Genomic DNA, 24,772 nt, shown 5'->3' with positions numbered 1-24,772 from the left:
GGCATTCATCCGAAGCGATACAAATTTGAGGCGATTAGCCTTTTCGCAGGCATAGCCTCTCCCTACCCGGCCGACGCATGGAAGGCCGCGGTTCAGAACAGCGTGGTGACTGTGGTTGGAGGCTTAGCGGATGGGTTCGGTGTGGCGGTCCCAGGAATCCAGAACCTTGAGTTCGCCCTCTGCCCAGGCCTGGCGGCAGGCCTTGCGCCGCACCTTGCCGCTGGAAGTTCTGGGCACCTGGCCGGGAGAGACCAGAACGATGGTTTGCGGATTGATTTCGTGCTTCATCCACACTTCCTTCTGGATGCCGATGATGATTTCCTGCAGATTGCCGTGGCGCTCGGTGCGCTCGACTTCCGCCACGATCACCAGGCTTTCCTGGGCGGCGTACTCGGCGGAGAAAGCGGCGCAGCTATTGGCCACCACCTTGGGCTGGCTGCTGACCACCGACTGTTCGATGTCTTCGGAGTAGAAGTTGCGCCCGGAGATGATGATCATGTCCTTCAGGCGCCCGGTGACGTACAGATGGCCTTCATGAATGAAGCCCAGATCGCCGGTCCGCATATAGCTCGCGCCCTCCCGGTCCCGGATCGTATGAAAGATCTGCCGGCTGATGTCGGGCTGCTGCCAATAGCCTCCGGCGACGCTGCCGCCGGAAACGCAGATTTCGCCGACCCGGCGATCCGTCAGCGGCACGCCGGAGGCGGGATCGATGATCAGCAAGCGCTGCCCGCCGATGACCGGCCCCACGCTCACCAGGGTTCGCCACTCGGGGCACTCTGGAGCCAAAGCAGAAAACGGCTGCGGATTGATGACCGCCCGGTGCTCGCTTTGCAACAACTGCCGGTCCACTTTCAAAGCCGCAGCCGGTCGTTTGACCTCATGCCCGGCGACGATCAGCGTGCCCTCGGCCAGGCCATAGCAGGGAGAGAGCGAATCCGCGTTGAAGCCGGAAGGCGCGAATCGCGCGGCGAATTCCGCCAGGGTCCGGGCCCGCACCGGCTCGGCGCCGTTGAAAGCCATCCGCCAGCGGGCCAGATTCAGCCCGGCCAATTGCTCATCGCTGATTTTCTGGCAGCACATGCTGTAAGAAAAATTGGGGCCGCCGCTGATCGTCGCCTGATAGCGGCTGATCGTGTCCAGCCAGACGAAAGGGCTATAGGAGAAGGTCTCCGGCGGCATCAACACGCAGGGATAGCCCCCCATCACCGGAGCCAGCACCCCGGCGATCAGCCCCATGTCATGATATGGCGGCAGCCAGCTCACCATCCGCTCGCCCGGCTGCCCTCCCAGCCAAAGATTCAGCATGCCCAGGTTGTGGGCGATGTTGGCGTTGGAAACCATCACCCCCTTGGGCGTGCCGGTAGTGCCGGAGGTGTATTGGAGAAAGGCTGTGTTTTGCGGCAGTTGTTCCGCGGGGCCGGTCGGCTCCCCCTCTTCCTGTTGGCAGGACTCGACGCTCAGCAGCGCGGAAACCGGCACCTGCAGCTCGGCGAAAAATTCCGCATAACGCTCAATGCCCTTGCCATTGCACAGCAACAGCCGCGCTTGCGCGTCCTGGAGGATGCTGACCACCCGTGCGACGTGCAGACGATTGCGGGGCGGGTATAGCGGCACCGCCACGGCGCCCGCGTACAGACAACCGAAAAACGCGGCGACATACTCCAAACCGGGCTGGCAAATGACCAGCACCCGCTCTCCGGCCGCCACTCCGTTTTCCTGGAGCATGGCGGCCACCTGGCTGGCCGCGCGCTCCAGTTGCGCATAGCTCAGCGTGTGCTCCGGCGTGCCCTTGGAGGACAGAAATTCGAATGCGGTTTGCGACGGCGTGGTCCTGGCGCGCTCGCATAATCTCTCAACGATTGAACTCATACCTTCCCCTCTGCGATTTTTTTCTCAACACAAGACGCCGCAATGGACGGCCTTGCCGCGCGCTCGCGCAGAATCAACTTCAGGCCGCCCGCTGGACGCAAAGCCACCGTGAACGAGATTTCAGGATTTTTTTGCCCAGGCGCCGGGAACAGTTCGAAGCGCTGCAGCAGCATGGCGGCGATCACGGTCAATTCCGTCATCGCGAAGCGGGACCCGACGCAGGTGCGCGGACCCAAGCCGAACGGCAGATAAGCGCCGCTGGGAATCGTTTTGGAGGCCGCGGGACTGAAACGTTCGGGGTCAAACCGCTCCGGATCGGGAAACCAGCGCGGGTCGCGGTGAACGGCATAGTTCTGCATGACAACCAGCGAGCCCTTGGGCAGCCGCCACTCTCCGACTTGCACGTCCTCGATGGCCCTTCGCATCAGCAATGCGGGGGCTGCCGGGTATAAGCGCATGGTTTCTTTAATGAACTGGCCCAGATAAGGCAGCCTGGCAATATCCTCGTACTCCGGCATGCGCCCGCCCAGAACGGCATCCACCTCCGCCCTGGCCTTGGCCGCCGCCTCCCGCTGCGAGGCCAGCATCCATCCCAGCCACTCCAACGTGCTTGAGGTGGTTTCGTGACGGGCGAGAAAGAGCGACTTGGCCTGATCGTGAATATCCTGATCGTCCCAGGACCCGCTGCCGTCAGCCTCCAATAGCAGGCTGACCAGATCATGAAACTGGTCGGGATCGACGCGCCGTTCCTTGATGCAGGAAGCGATCAACCCGTCGATCGCCGCCAGGTTGCGGCGATATCCGGCCATGCCGGGAAACCAGTTGGGTACCGGAAAAGGAATGAACATCTGCCGATACCCTGACTCCGCCAGCTCCGTCACAGCCCGTTCCAATAAAGCGCTGTCCGTTGCCGTCGATGTGCGAAACATGGCGCCCAGAATGACGTCCACGCTCAAAACATTCATCGCATGCTCGTAATCGAGCGGAACGTTCACCGGCAAGGCGCTCAGCGCCGTCTTTGTCGCTTGCGCCAACTGGCGGGTATAGCTGCTGAAGTGGCGGTTTACAAACGAATGCTGCACCAAGCGGCGTTGCCGCTTCCACTCCTCCCCCTCCGTAACAAGAATGCTGTTCCCATGCGCTTTGGCAAATATCCGAACGCCGTGCTCCCACCGAATGAACGAGCTGGCGCGCTCCACCAGAATCGAATGGATCATCTGCGGATGGAAAAAGGCATAGAGCTTTTCAAACAGCACGCGAATATAGACGACATCGCCATATTCACGCCGTGCATCTTGAAAAAACCGCAGAAAGTCACGGTTCATTTTTTGCATTATGAAAAAACCGAACAATTGATCACGCGGACCATTCGGCAGGTGAATATCCATACACATCCCCTTAGATCTGCTTAACGTCCAACCTCCGAGCGAACATATTGACAATGCAATTGGGCATGCCTTATTGGAACGATTAAATCGCTTATCGCCCACGAAGGCCAGATAGTAGCAAACCAACGATGGATTGTTTGAATTTATCTACATGACGAAAACAATGCCTAATGACCTTTATGACAACAAAGAAATATTTGGTTCGAATTTTTTATGTAAATATACATACACATGTGAGCGGTTAGATGACAGAAGATGCCAGGCTTCCCGCTGCCAAAATCACCAACAATGTCATTTGAATTTCACGATTGAAAACGGAGAACCAAGCCAAGATGCTAGAGAAATAAGCCTGATTGGCGACATGCGCCCCAATCGCATTGCTGACTAACGCTTCAGCTTAAAAGCATATATAAGCCCTGGGCTTCGAATTAGTACTAATGTAAACATTTCATATTATTTACAATCAAAAACACATTGTCATTGCCGCATCACTCTTTTCATATCCTTTGCAAAACAATTAACGTGCAGACTATTCACTATCAAACAATTTATTAAATAAGCTCAAGAACTCCCGTCGCATCGAAGAAGCGCCGGCATGGAGAGCGGCGGCAAAATCATGCTAGGCGCGAACAATAAAAGACGGTAGCAATCTCGCAAAAGATAATGCGCTACGAGCAAAAAGAAATGACGATGAATAAATGATGGTGGGCGGTTTTATAAAGCCGCGGCCGTTTCAATGACTATCGAATGTCAAACTGCTCGTCATTTAATTTAATGACTAGACTTTGCAAAACACTAGGCTGCTACAAATAATGTGGAGGGCGGATTTCGGCCGACTTGGAGCACATAAAACCCTCGCCATGCGCTGAATCCGACTCAATGACTTTGGAAATGGCATCGCACTCCCGGCCGCCTGATCGACTGCTCCGCCCAGCTCGCCGACCCATCACGCCGCCGACGCAAATAGCAGGCATGAAACTTCATGCCCTCCGACATCCGAACACAAGGCATTCAGGCGCCCTTCCATATTTAACCATTAACATCAAATATGCATGCCAATCAAAACAAAATCAGAATATATAACTCCACACAGCAAATCCCCTCTCAACATGTAACAAAACTCACAAGCAAGAAGCCCTAAGCGCTACCATTAAGCATTTAAACTTAAGCAATTACTCATATAGATAAAGCGTGAACGTTAACTATCCTTGCTATGGGCACATGCTCATTATTCGAGGAGTCCATCATGGAACAACGCTACGTTCTCCGTTCCACCCAAGACAACCGCTACTGCATCGGCGTCATCGATGACACCAACGGCGGCAAAGTCGTGCTGGCCAAGTATGAAAGAGGCGGCACCACCCGCACCCGCTGGACCTTGGACCCGTTCACCGGCTTGATTCGCCTCGCCTCGTCGGAACAACTGGTTCTGGACGCCACGCCCCAGACCCAAGGCGCGCAGCTTACCGTCACCAATTATCAGTTCGGCAAGAAAAGCCAGACTTGGGATTGGGTGAAAAAGCCGCAAACCATCATCAATAGCGGAAACGGCATGGTGGTGGATAACCAGGGCGCCGTGGTGGAACTGGGCAATCCCATCATTCTGTATACCGATCACAACGGCAACAACCAGCACTGGGAATTCCAAGTGGTGGAAGTCGCGCTGTTCAAGACGGTGGCCGAAGAGGAAACCGCAGGCGCGAAATAATATCGCGCGCCCCTTGCCGGCGGGGTGTACAAGCAATATCAAGGGGATGATGATTTCCAAATAGGAAACGCCTCGGCGCGTTGATGCGCCGGAATAACCGCATTGCCCGCGGAAAACGCCGCCCGTTGCTTAGCTGGCAATAACCAGCCTCAAGCATATTTCGATGGCCGGCGAAGTGATTTCAGTCCCCTGCGAAAAATCAGCCATTCCCTTACCAGGATGTTCGGCAATCCAGAGCGGCGGCCACCCCGCCGCTCATTGCCATTTCAAGCGGACTCCATTCCAGGCCCGCGTCGTCAACACCGCGGCCGCACGCCAGCATTCCGAACGGCGACAGCGCTTCGCTCGATGCCGCCGAACTCAATGCCGCCGAATCAGACGCCTTCCAAAGCGCCTCGCGCCGGCATCGGCGCGCCCGCAACTTTCACGCCATGGTCGTAGCGGCCGCGCAACAGTGCATGTCTACAACATCTTGTGGCCGTCCGATCATGGGCAACAGCTGCTAGCGTATGCGGCGTTTCCTGCAATTTTCTGACAGTCGCATCCACGCGCCATTTTAGCCGCCAAAAATTTTCCCTCCCCGCAAAGCCAATAACGGCGCGGCTTTCCTCCCCGCGGCCAGATTCCCGGCCAAAGTCAAGACTTGAACTACGTCACCCCCACCACTAGAATTTGGGCAGATTTGGCGGTGCTGACGGTACATCTTGTGTTTACCCACAGCCCGCACACAGCTTTTCAACAGAATTGTCCACAAGCTGACCTGTCCTCAAGAACGCAGCGCAGCCGGACGTAAACTTCTCTTTATCGAGGGATACATGCAACTGACCACCTTTGAAGGGCAAACCGCCGCGGAACTCGGCCGCGCAGCAGCGCCGCAAGCCGACTTCAGCCTGTACAAAACCATCCGACGCAATGGCGCGGTGGTGCCGTTCGAACCCGTCAAGATCTCCATCGCCATGACCAAGGCTTTCCTGGCGGTGATGGGGAATCAGGGCGCCACCTCCGCCAGCATCCGTGACAAGGTGGCCCAGCTGACCGAACAGGTGGTCAACGCGCTGATGCGCCGCAAGCCGGAAGGCGGCGCCATCCACATCGAAGACATCCAGGACCAGGTTGAGCTGTCGCTGATGCGCTTTGGCGAGCACGACGTGGCCCGCGCCTACGTGCTGTACCGCGAACAACGCTCGCAAGAGCGCGCCGCCCGCGGCGAAGCGCTGACCAGCGTGCAGATCAACGTGCTGCGCAAGGATGGCCGCAAGCTGCCGCTGGACGTGGCCCGCCTGCGCGCCAACATCGAAGCCGCCAGCAAGAACCTGGCCGGCATCGACGTGGACGCCATCCTGGCCGAAACCCTGAAGAACATCTACGACGGCGTGCCGGAAGAAGAAGTGGGCAAGTCCGCCATCCTGGCCGCCCGCTCGATGATCGAACTGGACCCGGCCTACGATTACGTGACCGCGCGCCTGCTGATGGGCAACATCCGCCTGGAAATCCTGGGCGAGGCCGTGAGCCAGGACGAAATGGGCAAGCAATACGCGCTCTACTTCGCCGACTACATCAAGAAGGGCATCGCCGCCGAGCTGCTGGACGAAAAGCTGGCCGAATACGACCTGAAAAAGCTGGGCGCGGCGCTGGACGCCGAGCGCGACCTGCAATTCGGCTACCTGGGCCTGCAAACCCTGTACGACCGCTACTTCCTGCACGTGGATGGCACCCGCATCGAAATGCCGCAGGCTTTCTACATGCGTGTCGCCATGGGCCTGGCGCTGAACGAAGTGCACCGCGAAGACCGCGCCATCGAGTTCTACAACGTGCTGTCCAGCTTCGACTTCATGTCGTCCACCCCGACGCTGTTCAACTCCGGCACCCGCCGCAGCCAGCTGTCCAGCTGCTACCTGACCACCATCGCGGATGACCTGGACGGCATCTACGAAGGCATCAAGGAAAACGCGCTGCTGTCCAAGTTCGCCGGCGGCCTGGGCAACGACTGGACCCCGGTGCGCGCCATGGGCTCGCACATCAAGGGCACCAACGGCAAATCGCAGGGCGTGGTGCCGTTCCTGAAAGTGGTGAACGACACCGCCGTCGCGGTTAACCAGGGCGGCAAGCGCAAAGGCGCCGTCTGTGCCTACCTGGAAACCTGGCACGCCGACATCGAGGAATTCCTCGAGCTGCGCAAGAACACCGGCGACGACCGCCGCCGCACCCACGACATGAACACCGCCAACTGGATTCCGGACCTGTTCATGAAGCGCGTGATGGAAGGCGGCGAGTGGAGCCTGTTCTCCCCGTCCGAAACTCCGGACCTGCACGACCTGTACGGCCAGGCATTCGAAAAGGCCTACAACGCCTACGAAGCCCGTGGCGCGCGCGGCGAGCTGAAGGTGCACAAGCGCATTCCGGCCCTGAGCCTGTGGCGCAAGATGCTGACCATGCTGTTCGAAACCGGCCACCCGTGGGTCACTTTCAAAGACCCGTGCAACATCCGCAGCCCGCAGCAGCACATGGGCGTGGTTCACAGCTCCAACCTGTGCACCGAGATCACGCTGAACACCAATGACGACGAAATCGCCGTCTGCAACCTGGGTTCCGTGAATCTGTCCGTGCACCTGAAGGCCGATGGCAGCATGGATGCCGACAAGCTGCAGCGCACCGTCCGCACCGCGCTGCGCATGCTGGACAACGTGATCGACATCAACTTCTACCCGGTGAAGAAGGCGCGCAACTCCAACCTGAAGCACCGCCCGGTAGGCATGGGCGTGATGGGCTTCCAGGACTGCCTGCACATCAAGCGCGTGCCGTACGGCTCCAACGCCGCCGTGGAATTCGCCGACGAATCCATGGAAATGGTGGCTTACTTCGCCTACCTGGCCTCCACCGAGCTGGCCGAAGAGCGCGGCCGCTACCCGTCGTACAGCGGCAGCCTGTGGGACCGCGGCGTGCTGCCGCACGACAGCATCAACCTGCTGGCGGCCGAGCGCGGCGGCTACCTGGAAGTGGACCGCACCGAGCGCATGGACTGGAACAAGCTGCGCGAGCGCATCAAGCAGCACGGCATGCGTAACAGCAACTGCCTGGCCATCGCCCCGACCGCGACCATCGCCAACATCATCGGCGTGTCCGCATCCATCGAGCCGACCTACCAGAACCTGTTCGTGAAATCCAACCTGTCCGGCGAATTCACCGTCACCAACGAATACCTGGTGCGCGATCTGAAAGCCGCCGGCCTGTGGGATGAAGTGATGGTCGCCGACCTGAAATACTTCGACGGCAGCCTGGGCCAGATCGACCGCGTGCCGGCCGAACTGAAAGCCATCTACGCTACCGCTTTCGAAGTGGACCCGAAATGGCTGGTGGAAGCGGCTTCCCGCCGCCAGAAGTGGATCGACCAGGCTCAGTCGCTGAACCTGTACATGGCCGGCGCTTCCGGCAAGAAACTGGACGAACTGTACAAGCACGCCTGGCTGCGCGGTCTGAAGACCACCTACTACCTGCGCACCCTGGCCGCCACCAGCGCCGAGAAGTCCACCGGCCGCGGCGGCGAGCTGAACGCCGTGTCCAGCCAGGCGCAAACCGCGCCGGCAGCCGCGGTGGACAACACCCCGGCCACCGACGCCAAGTTCTGCAGCATCGACAACCCCGATTGCGAGAGCTGCCAGTAAGGCAGATCGAGCAAACGGCGGTTGCCGCGAAGCGACAACCCGGATCGGACCAGCAGCTTATCGCTGGTCCACAGGCCCAAAGGGCCAGCGAGAGCTGCCAGTAAGGCGGATTTCGTAGGGTGGAACACCCCGCAAGGGGCGTTCCACCAAATTGGCGAAACCTCTCGCGAGGCTCCGCCAAACCGGGAGGCGCAAGCCTCCCCATCCTCAAGCCGCTTGGCCTCCAGGCGGTTTCGGGATGCAAGCCCCGGCCCCGCGCGGATAGCGGCGGACTGGAAAAATGCAATGCCCCGACGCAATGACGAGACGAAAGCCCCGCAATGAGCCTGGAAGCATTTTTCGCGCAGTACCGAGAAGGTTATTCGCAGCTGGACGTGGATGCCGTGATATCGCACTTCACCGTGCCCTTCACCACCATCCACCACGGCGACCTGGCCTGCTGGCAAGACATGTACTCGTTGCGCGCCACCACCTCGGCCCTGCTGGAGTGGTACCGCGCCCAGGGCTTCTCCGGCGCGACGCACCAAGTGGAAGGCGTGCTGCCGATGGGCAACGACGCCGCCTGCGCCACCCTGATCTGGACCGTGGAACGCAACGGCCAGCCGCCCTGGCGCTACCGCACCGGCTACCACCTGAAACGGACGGCCGGCCAATGGAAAATTTACGGCGTGGTGCAATACGACACCGCGCCGGAACAGCAGACGATGGCCCAGCCGTCGTCACAGCCGCCAGTCGAAGCCGGCTGACGCGAAACGTGCCGGCCGGGTCCGGCTGGCACGGCAACAGGCAGCGCCATGGGAGGGTCAGATGCAGACATTTGAAAACATCGGCATTACCGGATTTTGCGAAGAAAAATCGCACAACCCGGACAAGCAGTTCCTGCTGTTCAACATGTACCTGCACCTGAGCGCCGCGCCGCCCAACGAGTGGAAAGACTTTTTCAGCGAATCCCGCCGCCTGCCCCGCGCCCAGTTGTGGCGCAAGGCCTGGATAGAAGGCGACACCCTGGTGGTGTACTGCCAGCCGGAAGAGCTGCAGCAGGAAATCGAAGAATTGAAGGAAGACCTGTCGGTGGCCAATCAGCAATACCGCCAGCTGCAGACGCTGCGCATCCAGCGCCGGCGGCTGCAGGAGCAAGTGGAGCAGGAAGAGGCCTGTGAACGCAGCCTGATCCGCCAACTGGCCCAGCAACTGCGCTTTTAGCCGCGGGAGACGCCATGAGCACCACCGCCTATTACCTGCTGCGCAAGAGCGTGAGCGGCCGCAGGCCCCTGGTGGCCGACGCCGGCGCCCACACCCTCAGCGTGCAGGCCGCCCCGCCGGACGAAACGCCGTCCGCGCCCGGCAGCATTGAAATCACCCGGCAAAGCCAGCTGCAGCCGGCCCAGGCCATGCAGGCCCAGGCCCCGCAACCGGAAAAAGCCGTAAAATCCGCATAAGCAACCGCCGCGTCCGCGCGGCAAAACCAAGAATCAGGAGCACCCATGCTGAATTTCGAAGACGCCGTCCCCGCCCCGTCCGCCGCCCCCTCCTCCATGGACGCCCATGGCAGCGGCCGCGTAAACGTGGTGGACAAGAAGGTGATCAACGGCACAACCGACGTCAACCAGCTGGTACCGTTCAAGCACAAATGGGCTTGGGAAAAGTACCTGGCGCAGTGCGCCAACCACTGGATGCCGCAGGAAGTGAACATGCAGCGCGACATCGAACAATGGAAAACCGGCCAGCTGACCGAAGACGAAATGCGCGTCGTCAAGCGCAACCTGGGCTTCTTCGTCACCGCAGACTCCCTGGCCGCCAACAACATCGTGCTGGGCACCTACCGCCAGATCACCAGCCCGGAATGCCGCCAGTTCCTGCTGCGCCAGGCCTTTGACGAAGCCATCCACACCCACGCCTACCAATACATCGTGGAAAGCCTGGGCTTGGACGAAGGCGAAGTGTTCAACGCCTATCACGAAGTGAAGTCCATCCGCGACAAGGACGAATTCCTGATTCCGTTCATCGACGTGCTGTGCAACCCGGAATTCAAGACCGGCACCGTCGAAAACGACCAGAAGCTCCTCAAATCCCTGATCGTGTTCGCCTGCATCATGGAAGGCCTGTTCTTCTACGTCGGCTTCGTGCAGATCCTGGCGCTGGGCCGCCAGAACAAGATGACCGGCGCCGCCGAGCAGTACCAGTACATCCTGCGCGACGAGTCCATGCACTGCAACTTCGGCATCGACCTGATCAACACCATCAAGCTGGAAAACCCGCTCTTGTGGACCGACAGCTTCAAGGCCGAGATCGTTGAACTGTTCAAGCAAGCCGTGGAGCTGGAATACGCCTACGCCGAAGACACCATGCCGCGCGGCGTGCTGGGCCTGAACGCCAGCATGTTCAAGGAATACCTGCGCTTCATCGCCAACCGCCGCATGCAGCAAATTGGCCTGGACCCGCTGTTCCCGGGCGTGAACAACCCCTTCCCGTGGATGAGCGAGATGATCGACTTGAAGAAAGAGAAGAACTTCTTTGAGACGCGGGTGACGGAGTATCAGACTGGCGGAGCGTTGAGCTGGGATTGACCCTTTTGTCAGAAATCGGAAAGGTTGAAATTTTGTAGCCAAAATTTGAGGTTTCAAATAGCCAAAGTCTGAAATCCACTTGGCAATAGCGAAAAGGCCCTGCAATTGCAGGGCCTTTGTCAAGGATGATATATGTATATCAGCAAAGTCTCCTTGAAGAACTTTGGCCCCTTTCATAATGCGGCCTTCGAGTTTTCTGGAAAAAGCATCAACATTATTGTGGGTGAGAATGCGTCTGGAAAGACACAACTTTGTGGGGCAATAATCGCTTCCATAGTAGGTAGATCTGCAGTTCAAATTAAAGAGGGTGCAAAAGCCCCTTCTGAAGTGTCTGTTAGTTTTATTGAGGACAACACAGCAGAAGCTGCTACCCTTATAGCTGCTGAAGAGGCACCAGGAAAGATTACTTTCTCGCACAAACATTGTCCGTTGGCCGTAAAAATCCTCGCAACTTTTAGCGACCCACGTGGTCCTCAACTAGTCCTCACAGGCCATTCTGAATTTCCCATAATGCCCAAGTCTGAGCTAAGGACACTCGCAGACTTGTTACCTGATCGTATTAAACACAACAGCCAATGGACTAAGCTGCTCAACAAAGAGAGATATCCCGGTGGCTCAGTATCATATGGCGAAAACGCACTGGCGTACCTCATACGAGAATTTGTGGCAAGGAAAGCTTCAAATTTGAAGCTGCCTTTAATTATTGACAGCATTGAGATGAGGTGGGATCGGGGCACAGTTCTTTTTGCCGTAGAAATTCTGGAAGAAATTGCTAAATCGTCACAGGTGATTGTTCTCACAAACAGCACAAGCCTGCTTGCCGAAGGTAAACCACAGACACTAATTCGGCCAAACCACAATGAGGTTTCGTTAGCCTGGTTCAATTACCGCCAATTTAATCAAAAAAAGCACTCTCTCACGCATAAACTTTCTCACAAATGGGTCAAGGGAGCTACCTTCCCGAACCAAGAAAATCGCAGCTGTGAGCTGAAAGAGGTGAAAGGGAAAAATCCACTAGGTTCGATCAAATCGCTGGTGGACCAATACGTGGTAGCCTTCATGAATGCAGGAAGCCCTCAGGACGGCTCAATTTTTTGGGGTGTTCGAGATGAGGATCTTACCATTGTTGGGGTACATCTTAATCGTTGTGAATGTGATGAGCTCCGACGTATTGTAACTGAAAAGCTACATCAAATTATCCCGACAATTGCACCCACTGCGTACCAGCTGGAATTACATCCCCTTAGTGATGGAAATAAAATTATTGATGACCTCTACCTAATTGAGGTAAGAATTCCTAAGGTACGTCGCACCTTGCTATTCTCAACTGGAAGTCAAGAGGTATACATAAAGACCGACGCTGGAAAGCGAAAGTTATCTGCATTAGAGATTCAGCAAGAGCTACTGCTTCGAGTCGGTGTTGAACCTTCTTTCTAGGGTCTACGGGAGAAAATGTGCTGTCATTTTATTTAACGGGAGTAACGCCCATCCTGTCCATGGAAGCCACAAATAACCGAGCTGCAACCAATAGGCCTGCACTTGACAGGTTTATACAATAAGCTGCCCCCCCTAAATGGCAGGACTACGTCACACTTTATCGTTGAACCTACTATAGAATACCCCAAGAGTTAGAATCGTTACTCAATCAATGAGTTGTTCTATATCGTTCAAGTCCATTTACAAGCTCACATAGATCCTCCGGCACCTCCTCTGGGCAGAAAGCATCTATAATCATAATATCCGTCAGATTCACCCGGTAAGCTTTTTGAATTTCATCACGTAGAGCCCGAAGAACATCTTTGCCCGGAATTATTTCCATGCGGCTTTCCAAGTTGCCCCACGCTTGATCGAACCACTCAATAACATTCTCGGCTATTGTGGCCCCATCCATCCCTGTACTCTTTAAATATTCTTGCTTTCTGGCAATGTATTGACCTTGTACTCGCCCACGAAGCGGCACGCAAACGCGCTCCAGTAATGTGTACACGTTTTCATGACGCGGGATTATCTCTCCTGTTCTATCTTCTCGCTGCTTAATTGCGCTTTCCAAAGCCCTTTCAAGGACAGCAGGGACAAGTAAGTAGTTTTCCATTTCCTTTCGTTGGTGAATATGCGCCAAAGCCACATGTTCCTGTAGCTCTTGAAACATTTCCTTTATTTTTTCATCTGGATAAAAGTCTCTGTCATAAATCACGGCAATATAAAGATCTACATTCATTGCCTGCGCGACGCCAGAGGCTAATGCCTTGATCTTTTCCCACGAAGCAAAACCTCCAGATTCGAATGGAGTGATGTCAGCACCAGCTGCAAGCTCTGAAAAACCAAGCAAAGATGCAAAGCGTCGGATCCGTTTATAGTCTTCAGCTCCCTCGGAAAAAACCATCTTTCTTGTTCGCGCCAGATGCGTAAGCGTTATATTCTGTGCTGAACCCATGATTTCCAAGGCCTTCTGAACCCCTTCAACGTCCTTAAGGCGATGAGCCGACTTCTTCTCTTTGTTAACCAATAAAATCTCAGACGGATCAGATTCAGTTATGATCTCTACAGAGTGTGTAGCAAGAACAATATCAGCTTTAAATTTTCTAAGTATGCTAAGTAGCTGACGCTGCACATCCGGATGAAGATAAATCTCTGGCTCATCTACAACGAGAACTGAAGCTGCTTGGGCACGATAGATATGGGAAAGAAGTTGGCACCATATTTGAAATCCCGAGCCAGCCCAGAAAATTTCGCGAGCAATTCTTTCTTCATTACAAAACATAGCAAGCTTCCCTGTTTTAATGTCGACAACTTCGGGAGGCTGCAACTTCATCCCCGGCCATGTATCCGAAACCAGAGTCGTGTATTCATCCCAACCTTCGGAAAAATAGCGCCAGTAGTTTCGGAAGTGCCTGGATGCTCGGTGTGTATTAAGAGCGGCTCTTACAGTTTCCTCATTCACAATGCGCTCTTCGTGTTCAAGCGGCCCCAGCACAGGGACAACTTGCACATCCAGCGGAAATGCCCGATTAAAATTTGCTGGAGTCAGTGGAACAGGGCCGTCTGTTTCCCAAGACAAGAAGCAACCGCCCGCGCTGGGCAAGAACAAGATTAATTTATTTTTATTGCTAAGCCTAAACTCTATCCAGCTATCTTGTTCATTGTAATTACTGGCAACGTTTTCAAGAGAAATAGGGATTCGATCTTCAGCAACTGTGTGACCGTTGACAGTTGCACCACCTCGGCCTGGCACTCGCTCGGCCTTTCGTGAACGAGGCCTTCTTAGGGCTTCGGCTAGAAGGCGAAAAGCACTGATGATTGTAGACTTTCCCGAGTTATTTGGGCCGACGAAAATATTGACAGACTGTAGGCTAACAGAATAATCGGCAAGAGCCTTGAAATTGTGGAATTTTATAGAAGTAATTCTTGCCATTCCGTACCTCAATTTAAATTTTCGGCAAAACACTTGCAGTCAATTCACGGCAATCAACCTGGCTGCAGCTATTCCTATGCTTGCCCACCCCGTTTAAACTACAGCATCGAAGCGAACAACGTAGGAGGCAGGCAATATTTCTCCGAATTGGTACAATTCATTAGCCCGAACTGGCTTTACCTCAACTGGCATCCCTTGTTGATTGAAAAATACTAAATAAAAATAATAAGCATCTTGATGCGCCTCAGACAATGAAGTCTTGTGTTCGTTATCCGACAGAAAGAAACGATACCCCTCCCCTCTGGGTAGTTTTCCAACAGATTTAACCTCAATAAATCTTTGAAGCCCTGGTGCGGAATACGACAAAAAATCATAACCGTAACTTGGTCGGTCGCGTCGATCATCTATCTTAGAAATCAGTTGCTCAAGGCTAGCTCCAGTCAACCGCTGCTTTTCCCATTGCAGTGCAAACTCTTCTGCAGCTTTTCCGATGGCATTTCTTTGGTCAAATATTTCCTCAAAATTAACTTCCTGAGGCGCCTTCCTTTTGGGACTTTTGATGCCGCCCGCAACCTCCGCTCCCCCACTTATATACTGCTGATACAAGAAGGACATAAACTTCGGATTGCTCCACTTCTTGGACACGGCGTTGGCTATTTTTGTTTTTATTAAAAGGTGTTGATATTCGCTCGCCGGGCGATTATCTCCATGCCCTAGTATCTCGCCAAGCATTTCTAGGTGCTCACGGCTACACACATTTAGGAATCGATCTGGAAAATATAAACTCAAGATCTTTGCCTTGAACATTTGCGAGAGTGGGTTTTCATCGATTGCATTGAAGTCGAGCGAAGAAGCACTTCCCAGTTGTATTAACTCCAGAAGAGATTTCTTCACGGATCGAAACGCCGAACTTGCATCCCGTCCAAACTTTAAAGTGAACCGATATTTCCTTTTGGGATCGCTCTTTGTCTTGCCAAAATAAATGCCAAATTTATTTGACGTGGCTCCTTGGATGTTGGCCCAAGGCCTTGTTTTTACCTCAACAAATGTACAAAACGTAGGCCTCTGAAACCCGATGACATAATCATCCATTCTTATATTGGGCAGATTTTTCAGAGGAAACGCTCTGAGGAACTCTCCTCGCACATGAAGGGCGATATCTTCGTGTGTGACATCGTAAGTCCGTTCCCATTTATTCAGCAGGGCCACATCCAGCGCTATTATTGAATTCACGCCATCCTCTTTCCAATATTTTAGAAGCCACCACCCATCATTGACAGAAAAACATCACCCTATAGTCGTAACATCCACGACAGCTTCCGCCAATGCATTATTAACCGTTTTCCTGTAACCATCCTTCAAAGCCGTCCCGAGCTACATTGTTTAATATACTTGTGAAAATATCTTTATCACCAAGATACAAGCAATGCCTGATTAATGTGTATGGGTTTAGCTTGTCATTTGGGTTACTTGCCTCAAACCATGCTTGATAGCGCTTTACTTTTGATATATTTTCGCGCATGTAAAAATTAAACTTACCCCTACTTATATCTGGTTTTATACTTATAATCTCCTGAGTAAATCCATCCACCTTGTGTGGCTCAAATTCAAATTCATTAAAAAAATGATTGGCGATTTTAAGAAAACTAAAGGCATTTAATTGTGAGTAACGAAAGTTGTTCTGTTCTGTTTGCGCTTGGCTTGCCTCGGTTTCCTGCTGTAGAATTTCTTCTGAAATCGCTTCTTTTTCAATTTCTATTATTGTTGAATCTCTGATTTCTCGAAACTCCCTATCTGCAAGCTCAAATAATGCTGCGAGTGTATTGATTCTTCTTTTTAGATTTGTTGGAATTGATTTCTTGTACTTAATTTTATGATCCAATACACTCCATGAGTCTTGGATAATTGTTCGTATCTGTATTTCAAATTTAAACTCAGAGTATTTGGAATACTCAGGAAGGATTTTTCTTTGCTCATTCAGTTTCAAGTCAAGATGAAGGCCCTTGTAGCCAAATGAGCCTTCTGTGTTTTCAATTTGTGCTATTTTATCTGTTCTTCCAATAACATCAAAATGCGCCTCAAGGCATTTTTCAATTTTCTCAATATCGTCCTCATATAAACATACAACTCTGAGACCAATTAAGTCAGTAATATGATCGAAAATAGAATAAGGCGTTGAGCTTGACTCTAGCCCTGTTCTGTATTTCAAATTAAATTTCTTAATGCACTCCTCTCTATCCTTTACGCGCCCCTCTATCTTTGAAACCGCTATTGCACCAGCGTGAATCAAAAGTGCATTAACGAGGGTAATAAATGAATGCTTTGCATCCTCTAAAAGCTGACTATTTGAAGAGTGAAAATCCCGGAATTGTGCTTTTTCCACCTCAAAATCTAACGAAGGCATCTATTTCCCTTTTGTCTGATCCCATTATGAATGGACGTCTTAAATGGTGTAATTTGGCGCGTTAAAAATATCTGCAGCCAATTAGATCTCTTGCTTACTAGGACATTCGCTAACCATGTGTGGGTTACGTCCGCGGTTGTAGCCAGCAAAGTGCACGCCTTTAGCCAGATAGAATGACCCGAAATTCAATCAGCCGCCTAAGGGACCTTTTTACGCCTTGCATTCCTCTTTTTCGCTGCTACAGTTGCTCCGCTCGGCGTACCCCGGCGCCCTGGTATCTTTACGATTAAGACACCCCGTTCGGTTCCATCTCCAAGAAGATCGCCGCAGCGGGTGGCATACCAAGTGTCCATGTGGCTCAGTTTGCTGTGATCCTTCGACAGATCAAGAACGAGCATCACGCCCAACTTGATGTTGGTTGCTTGATAAATGACCGTCTGATCGCCATAGGCTGACAACAGGCGATCGAACGAGGCATCAATAAGCTCACGTTTCACCTCGATGATGGTGGCGTGGCCATTCGTCTTATACCGAATGTCCGCCCGACCACCAGCGACGCCCTTGACCTCGTCATCGACCGGAAGGCCCGCCGATTTTCCGTGCCGCAGAAAGTCCTGCTGAAGTTCTTTCTCATGAGGTAGTTCCTCCCCCTGTTTGAATAGATAGGCGGAAAAGCGGTCCTGCTCGACAGAACTGTCCAGCTTAAGTTGCAGAAAAGTGGCTACCCTGAACACTAAGGTAATAAAGTCCAATCGTGCGGCCGGACGACGATAGTCTTCCAAGTGGGCGAAATCGCGCTCCACGGTCTCTAGCATCTTCTCGATAGGAGGAACGATGTTCATGAGTTGCTGCTTGGATGAAATCGAGAGAACCTCTTCGATCAGCTCTGAGTGCGCCCTCTCATCAGTGGAACGTACCCTTTCTTGGAGAGCGGGGACCAGTGGGCCGGTGCCCCCCGCAGTCGGAGGGAAATCGCAGCCCCCTTGATAGGCTCGCTCCACCGCGTTCTGCAGATCGCGGGTTAGGTCGGCGTCGAACTTGGCTGCATGGCGTCGGAACCATGCTATGAGATGTTTCAAGTGGTCACGGTTCCCGAACACCCTGGGTTCCAGGACGGGCCGGATTACGCAGTCCAAGCCTCGCCCGGGGACGGCAGCGAAAACTGAGCGATTCGCCTCATAGGCAAACAGCAGATGTTGTTCGATGACGTGGATCGCGTCGAGCCAGACGTCCTCCTGAATGCGCTCGACTAAATAGGATAGGTTCTCCACCAGACTTACAAGAGCGGCGACCTGCGTTGCGATTGAACCAAGGATTGGGTCTTGCCGCGAGGCCATGGAGTATTCGGTATAGGCGAAGGCGTTTTCCTTCAGGCTCCGTAACAATTTATCGAAACTGGTCGGAACCGCACGATCGTAGAAGCCTAAAAGCAACGAGATGGCAGTTTCATACAGGCGGGCGTCATAGCGGGACTCCCGGACCACCGCAGCTCGCTCAAACTGATCACGAGCGAGATGTAGGTTGCGCAACACCACCGAGGTATCTTCGCCCTCGATCGCATCCTGGAGCGATAGTAGCCCCAGTTCGAGATGGACTTGATCCGATGAGCCGTCAATGTCGCTCACCTGCCTCAAGAACTGCCCTATGGCTGGGTTACGGGTCTTTGCAGCTAGAACGCCCGCTACCCTTGCAGCGTGTGAAATGTAGATAGGATCGTCGTTAGGCTCCGTTTCAGTTAGCTCGGAAACCATTCTCGTAAGCCTGATCGCATCGTCACGAGCGAAGGCAAGTGCCCCCTTTAGCGCTGCAGTCCTCAGCGGAGACGGGCGCACGCGTTCTGTGGCGATGGCAAGAAGGCGGCGAAACACCTTCGCTTCGGAAGCAGGATCATGAAGATGAAACGCTAGCAGCTTGTCAGCGATCGTATTAAGTTCCGGTCCCCGCTCAATGACAGCAAGTACTGTGGTTATAAAGTCATCGACTTGGGTGCGGTGTTCTTCACGGTAAGGAAGTACAAGCTCGACGAACATGTCCGGAAACAACGAGACGCCAATCTGTGCACCGTCAGCCAGAACCTGGACAAGGCCACCGAACGCTTCGACGGTCGGCACTTCTTGCCGGAAGAGCAGACCTTCCATGATTTCGTCGTATTGCATGACACCCTACCAAAGGTATCCATCTGGACGGTTCTTCACCACATTCTCAAGAGGAACATGCTGCAGGATAGCGTCGTTCTTGATCCCTGCGATGAAGATCTGGATCGTTGGCAGGGATTCTGAAAGCTTGGCGAGGCCAATCACGATCTGTGAGACATCCTCGTTCACAACTTCATGGCTTCCAACTGAGTCAACTAGTAGTACACCGGGATGCCTGCCAATGCCGCTTTGTTCGGCGACTTGGATCATTGCAAGAGTCGCCGCCAGCTTCAGGCGTGTCTTTTCACCGTCAGTACACCCTCCGAAATTCTTTTTCCCTCCGAGCATAATGACGTCCATATGAGTGTTCCCCTTCAGACGAACGCTCAGAAGATCGGATAGACCAAACGTACGAGCGAACTCCGCGGTCAGGTCGGACACTCGTTTGAGAACGCCACTTTGCTCCTCTTCATACATCTTCTGGGTGGCGATAATGGCTGCGTCGAGAAGTTCAGCGTCCGAGTTGATGGGAGCAGGACCGTTGAGCATCATTTTCTCGAGTTCTTCAATCTGGGCCTCCAACTTAAGAAGCTCCATCTGCCCCTCGGGGCGCGACTGGATCTTTTCGATCTCCTTCTCAAGCTGCTGGGCCTCAGCGCTGGAGCGGTCCCGCTCGCCTTCTGCCTCAACCTTCTTTCTGTTGAAATCGGCAAGACGAGAACGGAGCTTTTTGGCTTCATCCCTTGCAGCGGCGAGGGTCTCTTTGAGTTGCGCCTCTACTCCGACCGTGTCGTCGGACTCATGACGCTCTGCTCTACCGCAAACGATACAGTCATGTTCTTTCTGGCGCGCCTCTCGAAAGTCGTCAGTGTAGACCTCTTCGCAACTCGGGCAGGAGACAGGGTTCAGCCTCCGAAAAATATGACCAGCAGCCTGGCTCTCCAGGAATGCACTGAGCTCACGCGTTGCCGTGGTGACAGCCCCGTCCGCCATTCGGAGAGCTGTCTCGACTTCGTTGAGAACAGTAATGTGCCGCCGCACTTTCTCTGCAGAGGCCGAATATTTGGAGAGGTTTTCCGACAGTTTGGCGAAAAGTTCGGACAGCAGAGGTTCCGTGGTTTGCGTAGCCAGTAGCTCGTCGCGCACCTTCCTGAGCTCATTCAGACGGGCCTGAGCTGCGTCCGAAACCTGCCGGGCTGCTTTCGCCTTCTGGTCACCTTCAATCTTGGCGCGTTTCTTCGCCTCCATCAGCGAAGCCCGAGTCATGATCCACGGCAACCCCAGATACATCTGCATCATACGGGTGGGCTTGTTGTGCTGAATGTCGTCGCCACCAAACACAGTAGTGGGGTCGGGATCGATCCACATCGCACCAAACAGCCAGTTCCAACCATGCCGCTGCTCGACTGCGTTTCCGTCAGCTTTCTCAGCTGTAACTTCTAATGATTCTAGGCCGAGCTCATCAAGGAAAAAGCGGTCCATCGCTCCGGCAAATCCATGCATGTCGCCGAACTCTTCGACTACGAACTCTTTGCCTCGGGCGAATTTGACCAAGCGCCCTTGCCCCTTTTCGGCATCGTCGAGCCGGACCTCGTATGCGTCGTTATCGAGCTGGAATTTCAGCGAGAGTGTCCGGAACCATCTCGCCATGTCAGTGGGTAGTCCGCGAGTCCCCGTTAATACCCAACGGATGATCTTCAGGAGAGAAGTTTTTCCCTTGAGGTTTCTCTCAGAGACGAAAGCATGTAGACCAACACTCATGCCCTGCTTGCAGAAGTTGATATCAGGGTTCTCATAGTCCCCAGCCTTTGTGCCGTCGAACTTAAGGTCAAGGAGCCGCAACCGTTTGGGTACTGCGTGCGTGAGACGGGGTTCAATTCCATGCCGCTTCAAGAGGGCTTCGATCTCTTTCGAGGAGCTCCCGGTCTTTTCAGTGATCTGTGTGATCCACTCTTCGCGAGTCGTCGTACTCATTGAGCAATCTTCTCCAGCTTGGCGCGGACGCGGTCAGCAATCGTCGGGATGAGGTCATGGAGCTGCGCTTCATGATATTCCTTCTGCGCGTGCTGTCGTTCCTTCAACGTGGAGCCGCCTCGCCCATTTGCCACCCTGAGCACGAGCTTTGCCCGTTTCGCGTACCAGTCAAAAATGGAATGATTCCGCACAATATCCGTGCAAAGGTTGAGGCCAGCGTGGCTGAGTAGAAAATGGCGGGGATGAGCGGTCGGATGGTGGATTGTTACCGGGCGTACCAGCCCTGCGACAGCCAGGATCGAGAGGACAGTATCGAGTGGTTCGTAGGCGCCAAAGTACCTGCGTAGCATTGGGATTGCCTTCTCAGATGGCTCATCGTCGTCGAAGATGGCCTTTGCCGTGTCGAGAAGGAAATGGTCGCCAGTCTCTTTGAATTGCGCGAGCAGCTCGTCGGCCAGGTAGTCCGGGTAGCGCACCCAAAAGTCGAGAGCTTGAAGGCGGGTTTCCCCTTCGAAGCGGCGGGGATAATGCGCCTCAGTTCCTTCCTCCCTATTCGGTACCGATCCCTCCACGAGAAGGAAAAGGATTCGAACGGCATCCCGATACTCCGTATTGGCCATACGTACCCCGACAAAGGCTATTGCATCCAATTGATGCTACCAAGTAGGTAAATTCTAAATGCATAGCAGGTAGTGGTAAAGACATGTTACGAGCAACTGACGGGCCTGCAGTGGGGCACGCCCCTCCTCGACAGGCTATCGGTCCACGCAGATCAGGGATCACAACGCAGCGGTGATGATTGAAGCCGCCCCTCCTCACCCATTCTCTTGCACCCCGCATGAAACCTTGTATCTGCAGTTAGGATAGAGAGGACTCGGAGTAACTCATTTGCTGATTAAATAATGCGCACAACAGCACAAAGACCTACATTCTGTAGGCTTACATCATTATTTTAGAAATAGAAAAGGCGCCCGAAAGCGCCTTATCTACAGGGCAGCGACCGTTTGTGCCAATGACCCAGAAACTTCAGACTGACGTGAATCCTTGGGAGGCGCTTCTTCTGTTGTCACGATGTTTTACCGCTCAAGTTAGATTCAAGGCATATGTCATAATTCCGTTCATATAATGACAGAACCGCTCTAAAATCCTGCATCCCCCCAAACTAACCGAGCTGCCTAAGCTGGAGGAAGCCAGACGTCGAATCGTCAAAATGCCGATAAGCAGCTAGTACTAAATTCTCACTAGCATTTCCCCAACAGACTCTCATATCAAGCTATCAATATAGATATTACTGAACAATTAATTGCATTCAAGAACTTATCACCCACCAGAAGAATAACCAGAAACTACTACCCATGCTTGAAGAATCAATACGGCAATATCACAGTTTGCCCTTATTGCAGGAAGAGGCTTGCCGTTATTTAGTCTTGGCACACCAATAATCATACATTCTCTTGGCATCACTAGGATTTGACAATTTTGGCTTTGACTTCAGCGCTTGAACTTTGCAAGCCATTTTTTTAAGCTCATCAGCAGCCTTTGGAAGCCATCCCAACTTGATCGCTAAAGAGCGGATATTCTCGGGCTGCTCCATATGATCATTTACGCGTAAGATTCTTAGAGCTCTATCAACACTATCCTTATCACAAGGATGCAATGAGCTGTGCGACAAATTGATGCTATTTGTTAGCGAAATGATAGCTTGCTCAAAAACTGGGTCAGATATTAGCTTCTGCTCATCCGTCCTCGATACTCCAGGAGTAATTGGAGACCATCTTCTCTCCCACTCAGCAAGTGCATCGGAGGTGCACGGAACGGCAATAATCCCAAAAAGATTCTTTTCCGAATCGATCTGATCAATCATTTTTTGATCTGAATAAACTGCAATTAAAACACTAGGTTTTGTAACCCACCTCAATGTTCTAGCCGTTTCCAATCTCATTGGCACCCCTGATGGAAGAGCAACGACCCCACCATCATGGAGTAATTTTGCATTCACCTCTCCGATAACATCTAAAATAGCGGTGAATTTTACGCTACTTTTTCCCGGTGCAAATAGAATTGCTTCTTGAATCCGACCTTTATTTAGCTGGCAAATCTCGTCCGCATAACTAAGAGCAAGAGCAATTGCATCAACATTGTTGCCATTATTAGAAATCAGAACTCTATCCATCCTCACCACGCTCTCCTATATAATCCAAACAGGCCTACTTGCTTCAATGGCAAAAACTGATTTCACGACCAATGATAAATTATTTACAAAGAAAACAACCCACATTACCCGTTGAAAGCACCTAACACTTGATAGCGCTTCTTTTTTTCAAAATTTCGTGTAATCCTCGATTGAAACCAACAATTAGGGCACCAACTGCCTTTCAAAACAGTGGAGGGTGTAGCTTTCCAAACATGCCCATGGTGGCACAGCCACTCCATTTTAGTTCTGACATTTTTATATTCGGATGATAAACACTGACCACCACGAGATACCGCCAACTGCTGCATATCTTTCAATGAATGACACCGTTCTTCACGGTAACAATGAGGACAACCGCTACCCGAGCGGACTGTTTCCCAGCGTACCTTCCACTCATGGCCTTTTTCACAGCGCCAATGCAAAGGGGTATTACTATGCGTATAGCCTTCAGACAAGCATTCCCAGCCTCTTCCTACCAAAAAATCCTGAATTTCACCCCAAACAAAAGCAGAATGGCTATGACATAGCGGACAGAACTGTCCAGATAGAATGACCGCTGGCGTCGCTTGAAACGTATGCCCAAGCGGACAACAAAACGCCAGATGAGTCAGATAGTTTTTGTAATATGTAGATAGACAACGCCCTCCCCAAGCATGAGCAATCCGCCCCATTGCTTCCAAACAAGCCACTCTTGAAGGGTGACTAGGATTACGATGTGGTTTGATCGGTATCCAGTTTTCAATTTCGTTTCTTACAGCCAACGGAATCGATGAATAGCGAACAGACAGCCTCATCATCACCTCTGCTTATAATGTTTTAGCGATAGATGTTGAAATAAACTCTTCTCAATACTGCCACAGCCTTGCCACTTGCAATATGCTATTCCGACCAAGTAAAATCTTCAGCCGGAACAATCTTAAATCCGGATATTTTCTCCTTCTTCAAAGTATCAGCCAATTGCTTTGAGACAACTGGCTCAAAAAAATCAACATTCAACAAGAAGAACAGGTCATAATCATCCGTTTTTTTGCTATCTATTTGGAGGTAATCGCACTCCACCACTTTGGATTCTTCATCGTCATCTCTGACGAACCTAGAGTTTTCGTAGTCAAAAGCATCGACCCAGCAATCAAACTCCAAGAAGAAAAACTCTCCTTCAGCCTTCTCGCCAGAATGATAGTAGACATCCGCAGGCACTGGCTCGAATTTTGACCTAAATCCACTTTCCAGTATCGTCAGCAGCTTTTTCGAACCGACAAATCCAGCATTGACAGAGAACAAATCTCGACTCAGCTTTTTCACACTTTTAATAAGAGTGATACTAGCAGCTGTCCCAGCTGGTAGCTTTCTATCGTGCCACAAGTTCGAATATACACCCTGATCAATGGGTTGAAATTTGGCATCGCCATATACGAATGGCAGGTCATTATCAGAAGTTAGGACGAAATATTCCATT

Annotated in this window: 18 protein-coding genes; 7 read left to right on the top strand and 11 right to left on the bottom strand. The window is 52.7% G+C overall.

Features of this window, described 5'->3' with window-relative positions; genetic code table 11:
* Window positions 1-123: 123 nt before the first annotated feature.
* Both ACX17K_RS01270 and ACX17K_RS01265 read right to left on the bottom strand, forming a co-directional pair.
* On the bottom strand, window positions 124-1,872 hold the full coding sequence (locus ACX17K_RS01270) for a fatty acyl-AMP ligase (protein ID WP_493773353.1): 1,749 nt from the start codon (window positions 1,870-1,872) through the stop codon (window positions 124-126).
* Entirely contained in the window at window positions 1,869-3,260 is a 1,392-nt protein-coding gene (locus tag ACX17K_RS01265; RefSeq protein WP_493773352.1) for a cytochrome P450, read from the bottom strand. Before ACX17K_RS01265 ends, ACX17K_RS01270 begins: the two co-directional genes overlap by 4 nt.
* Window positions 3,261-4,506: 1,246 nt before the next feature.
* On the opposite strand from ACX17K_RS01265, the gene ACX17K_RS01260 reads away from it, so the two are divergent.
* The 7 genes from ACX17K_RS01260 (at window position 4,507) to ACX17K_RS01230 (ending at window position 12,634) form a co-directional block, all read left to right on the top strand.
* Window positions 4,507-4,968: a ricin-type beta-trefoil lectin domain protein gene (locus ACX17K_RS01260; protein ID WP_493773351.1), complete on the top strand. Its 462-nt coding sequence runs from the start codon at window positions 4,507-4,509 to the stop codon at window positions 4,966-4,968.
* A gap of 815 nt (window positions 4,969-5,783) precedes the next feature.
* Window positions 5,784-8,630, top strand: coding sequence for a ribonucleoside-diphosphate reductase subunit alpha (locus ACX17K_RS01255; RefSeq protein ID WP_493773350.1), 2,847 nt, complete (start codon window positions 5,784-5,786; stop codon window positions 8,628-8,630).
* A gap of 320 nt (window positions 8,631-8,950) precedes the next feature.
* Window positions 8,951-9,376, top strand: coding sequence for a DUF6841 family protein (locus ACX17K_RS01250; RefSeq protein WP_493773349.1), 426 nt, complete (start codon window positions 8,951-8,953; stop codon window positions 9,374-9,376).
* 61 nt (window positions 9,377-9,437) lie between these two features.
* Window positions 9,438-9,833, top strand: coding sequence for a hypothetical protein (locus tag ACX17K_RS01245; RefSeq protein ID WP_231155151.1), 396 nt, complete (start codon window positions 9,438-9,440; stop codon window positions 9,831-9,833).
* A gap of 14 nt (window positions 9,834-9,847) precedes the next feature.
* Window positions 9,848-10,069 (top strand): hypothetical protein, encoded by a 222-nt coding sequence (locus tag ACX17K_RS01240; RefSeq protein ID WP_021476703.1) that lies wholly within the window; start codon window positions 9,848-9,850, stop codon window positions 10,067-10,069.
* Window positions 10,070-10,114: 45 nt separating this feature from the next.
* A complete protein-coding gene (locus tag ACX17K_RS01235; protein WP_114062819.1) occupies window positions 10,115-11,197 on the top strand; it encodes a ribonucleotide-diphosphate reductase subunit beta in 1,083 nt (360 codons plus the stop codon).
* A 132-nt stretch (window positions 11,198-11,329) separates the two neighbouring features.
* Window positions 11,330-12,634, top strand: a complete 1,305-nt coding sequence (locus ACX17K_RS01230) for an ATP-binding protein (protein WP_493773348.1) — start codon at window positions 11,330-11,332, stop codon at window positions 12,632-12,634.
* Between the two features lie 208 nt (window positions 12,635-12,842).
* On the opposite strand, the gene ACX17K_RS01225 is transcribed toward ACX17K_RS01230, so the two are convergent.
* The 9 genes from ACX17K_RS01225 to ACX17K_RS01185 all read right to left on the bottom strand — a co-directional run bounded on the left by ACX17K_RS01225 (window position 12,843) and on the right by ACX17K_RS01185 (window position 24,771).
* Entirely contained in the window at window positions 12,843-14,609 is a 1,767-nt protein-coding gene (locus ACX17K_RS01225; protein WP_493773347.1) for an ATP-dependent nuclease, read from the bottom strand.
* A 93-nt stretch (window positions 14,610-14,702) separates the two neighbouring features.
* Window positions 14,703-15,842, bottom strand: coding sequence for a protein NO VEIN domain-containing protein (locus tag ACX17K_RS01220; RefSeq protein ID WP_493773346.1), 1,140 nt, complete (start codon window positions 15,840-15,842; stop codon window positions 14,703-14,705).
* A 100-nt stretch (window positions 15,843-15,942) separates the two neighbouring features.
* Window positions 15,943-17,013 (bottom strand): GTP pyrophosphokinase, encoded by a 1,071-nt coding sequence (locus ACX17K_RS01215; RefSeq protein WP_493773345.1) that lies wholly within the window; start codon window positions 17,011-17,013, stop codon window positions 15,943-15,945.
* Between the two features lie 197 nt (window positions 17,014-17,210).
* Window positions 17,211-19,169, bottom strand: coding sequence for a hypothetical protein (locus ACX17K_RS01210; RefSeq protein ID WP_493773344.1), 1,959 nt, complete (start codon window positions 19,167-19,169; stop codon window positions 17,211-17,213).
* A 6-nt stretch (window positions 19,170-19,175) separates the two neighbouring features.
* The gene (locus tag ACX17K_RS01205) at window positions 19,176-21,122 is read right to left on the bottom strand and encodes a hypothetical protein (RefSeq protein ID WP_493773343.1); all 1,947 of its coding nucleotides are present in this window, start codon (window positions 21,120-21,122) and stop codon (window positions 19,176-19,178) included.
* Window positions 21,119-21,742: a hypothetical protein gene (locus ACX17K_RS01200; RefSeq protein WP_493773342.1), complete on the bottom strand. Its 624-nt coding sequence runs from the start codon at window positions 21,740-21,742 to the stop codon at window positions 21,119-21,121. Before ACX17K_RS01200 ends, ACX17K_RS01205 begins: the two co-directional genes overlap by 4 nt.
* A gap of 797 nt (window positions 21,743-22,539) precedes the next feature.
* Window positions 22,540-23,295 (bottom strand): DUF1889 family protein, encoded by a 756-nt coding sequence (locus ACX17K_RS01195; protein ID WP_493773341.1) that lies wholly within the window; start codon window positions 23,293-23,295, stop codon window positions 22,540-22,542.
* A 104-nt stretch (window positions 23,296-23,399) separates the two neighbouring features.
* Window positions 23,400-24,113: a hypothetical protein gene (locus ACX17K_RS01190; protein WP_493773340.1), complete on the bottom strand. Its 714-nt coding sequence runs from the start codon at window positions 24,111-24,113 to the stop codon at window positions 23,400-23,402.
* An 82-nt stretch (window positions 24,114-24,195) separates the two neighbouring features.
* Complete coding sequence (locus tag ACX17K_RS01185; RefSeq protein ID WP_493773339.1) at window positions 24,196-24,771, bottom strand: Imm43 family immunity protein; 576 nt, start codon at window positions 24,769-24,771, stop codon at window positions 24,196-24,198.
* Between the last annotated feature and the right edge of the window lies 1 nt (window position 24,772).

It is taken from the genome of Chromobacterium sp. INPA-IVC (assembly GCF_059047085.1).
The sequence above is the reverse complement of the archived record's forward strand: the minus strand, read 5'-3'. Positions and strand labels throughout refer to the sequence as shown.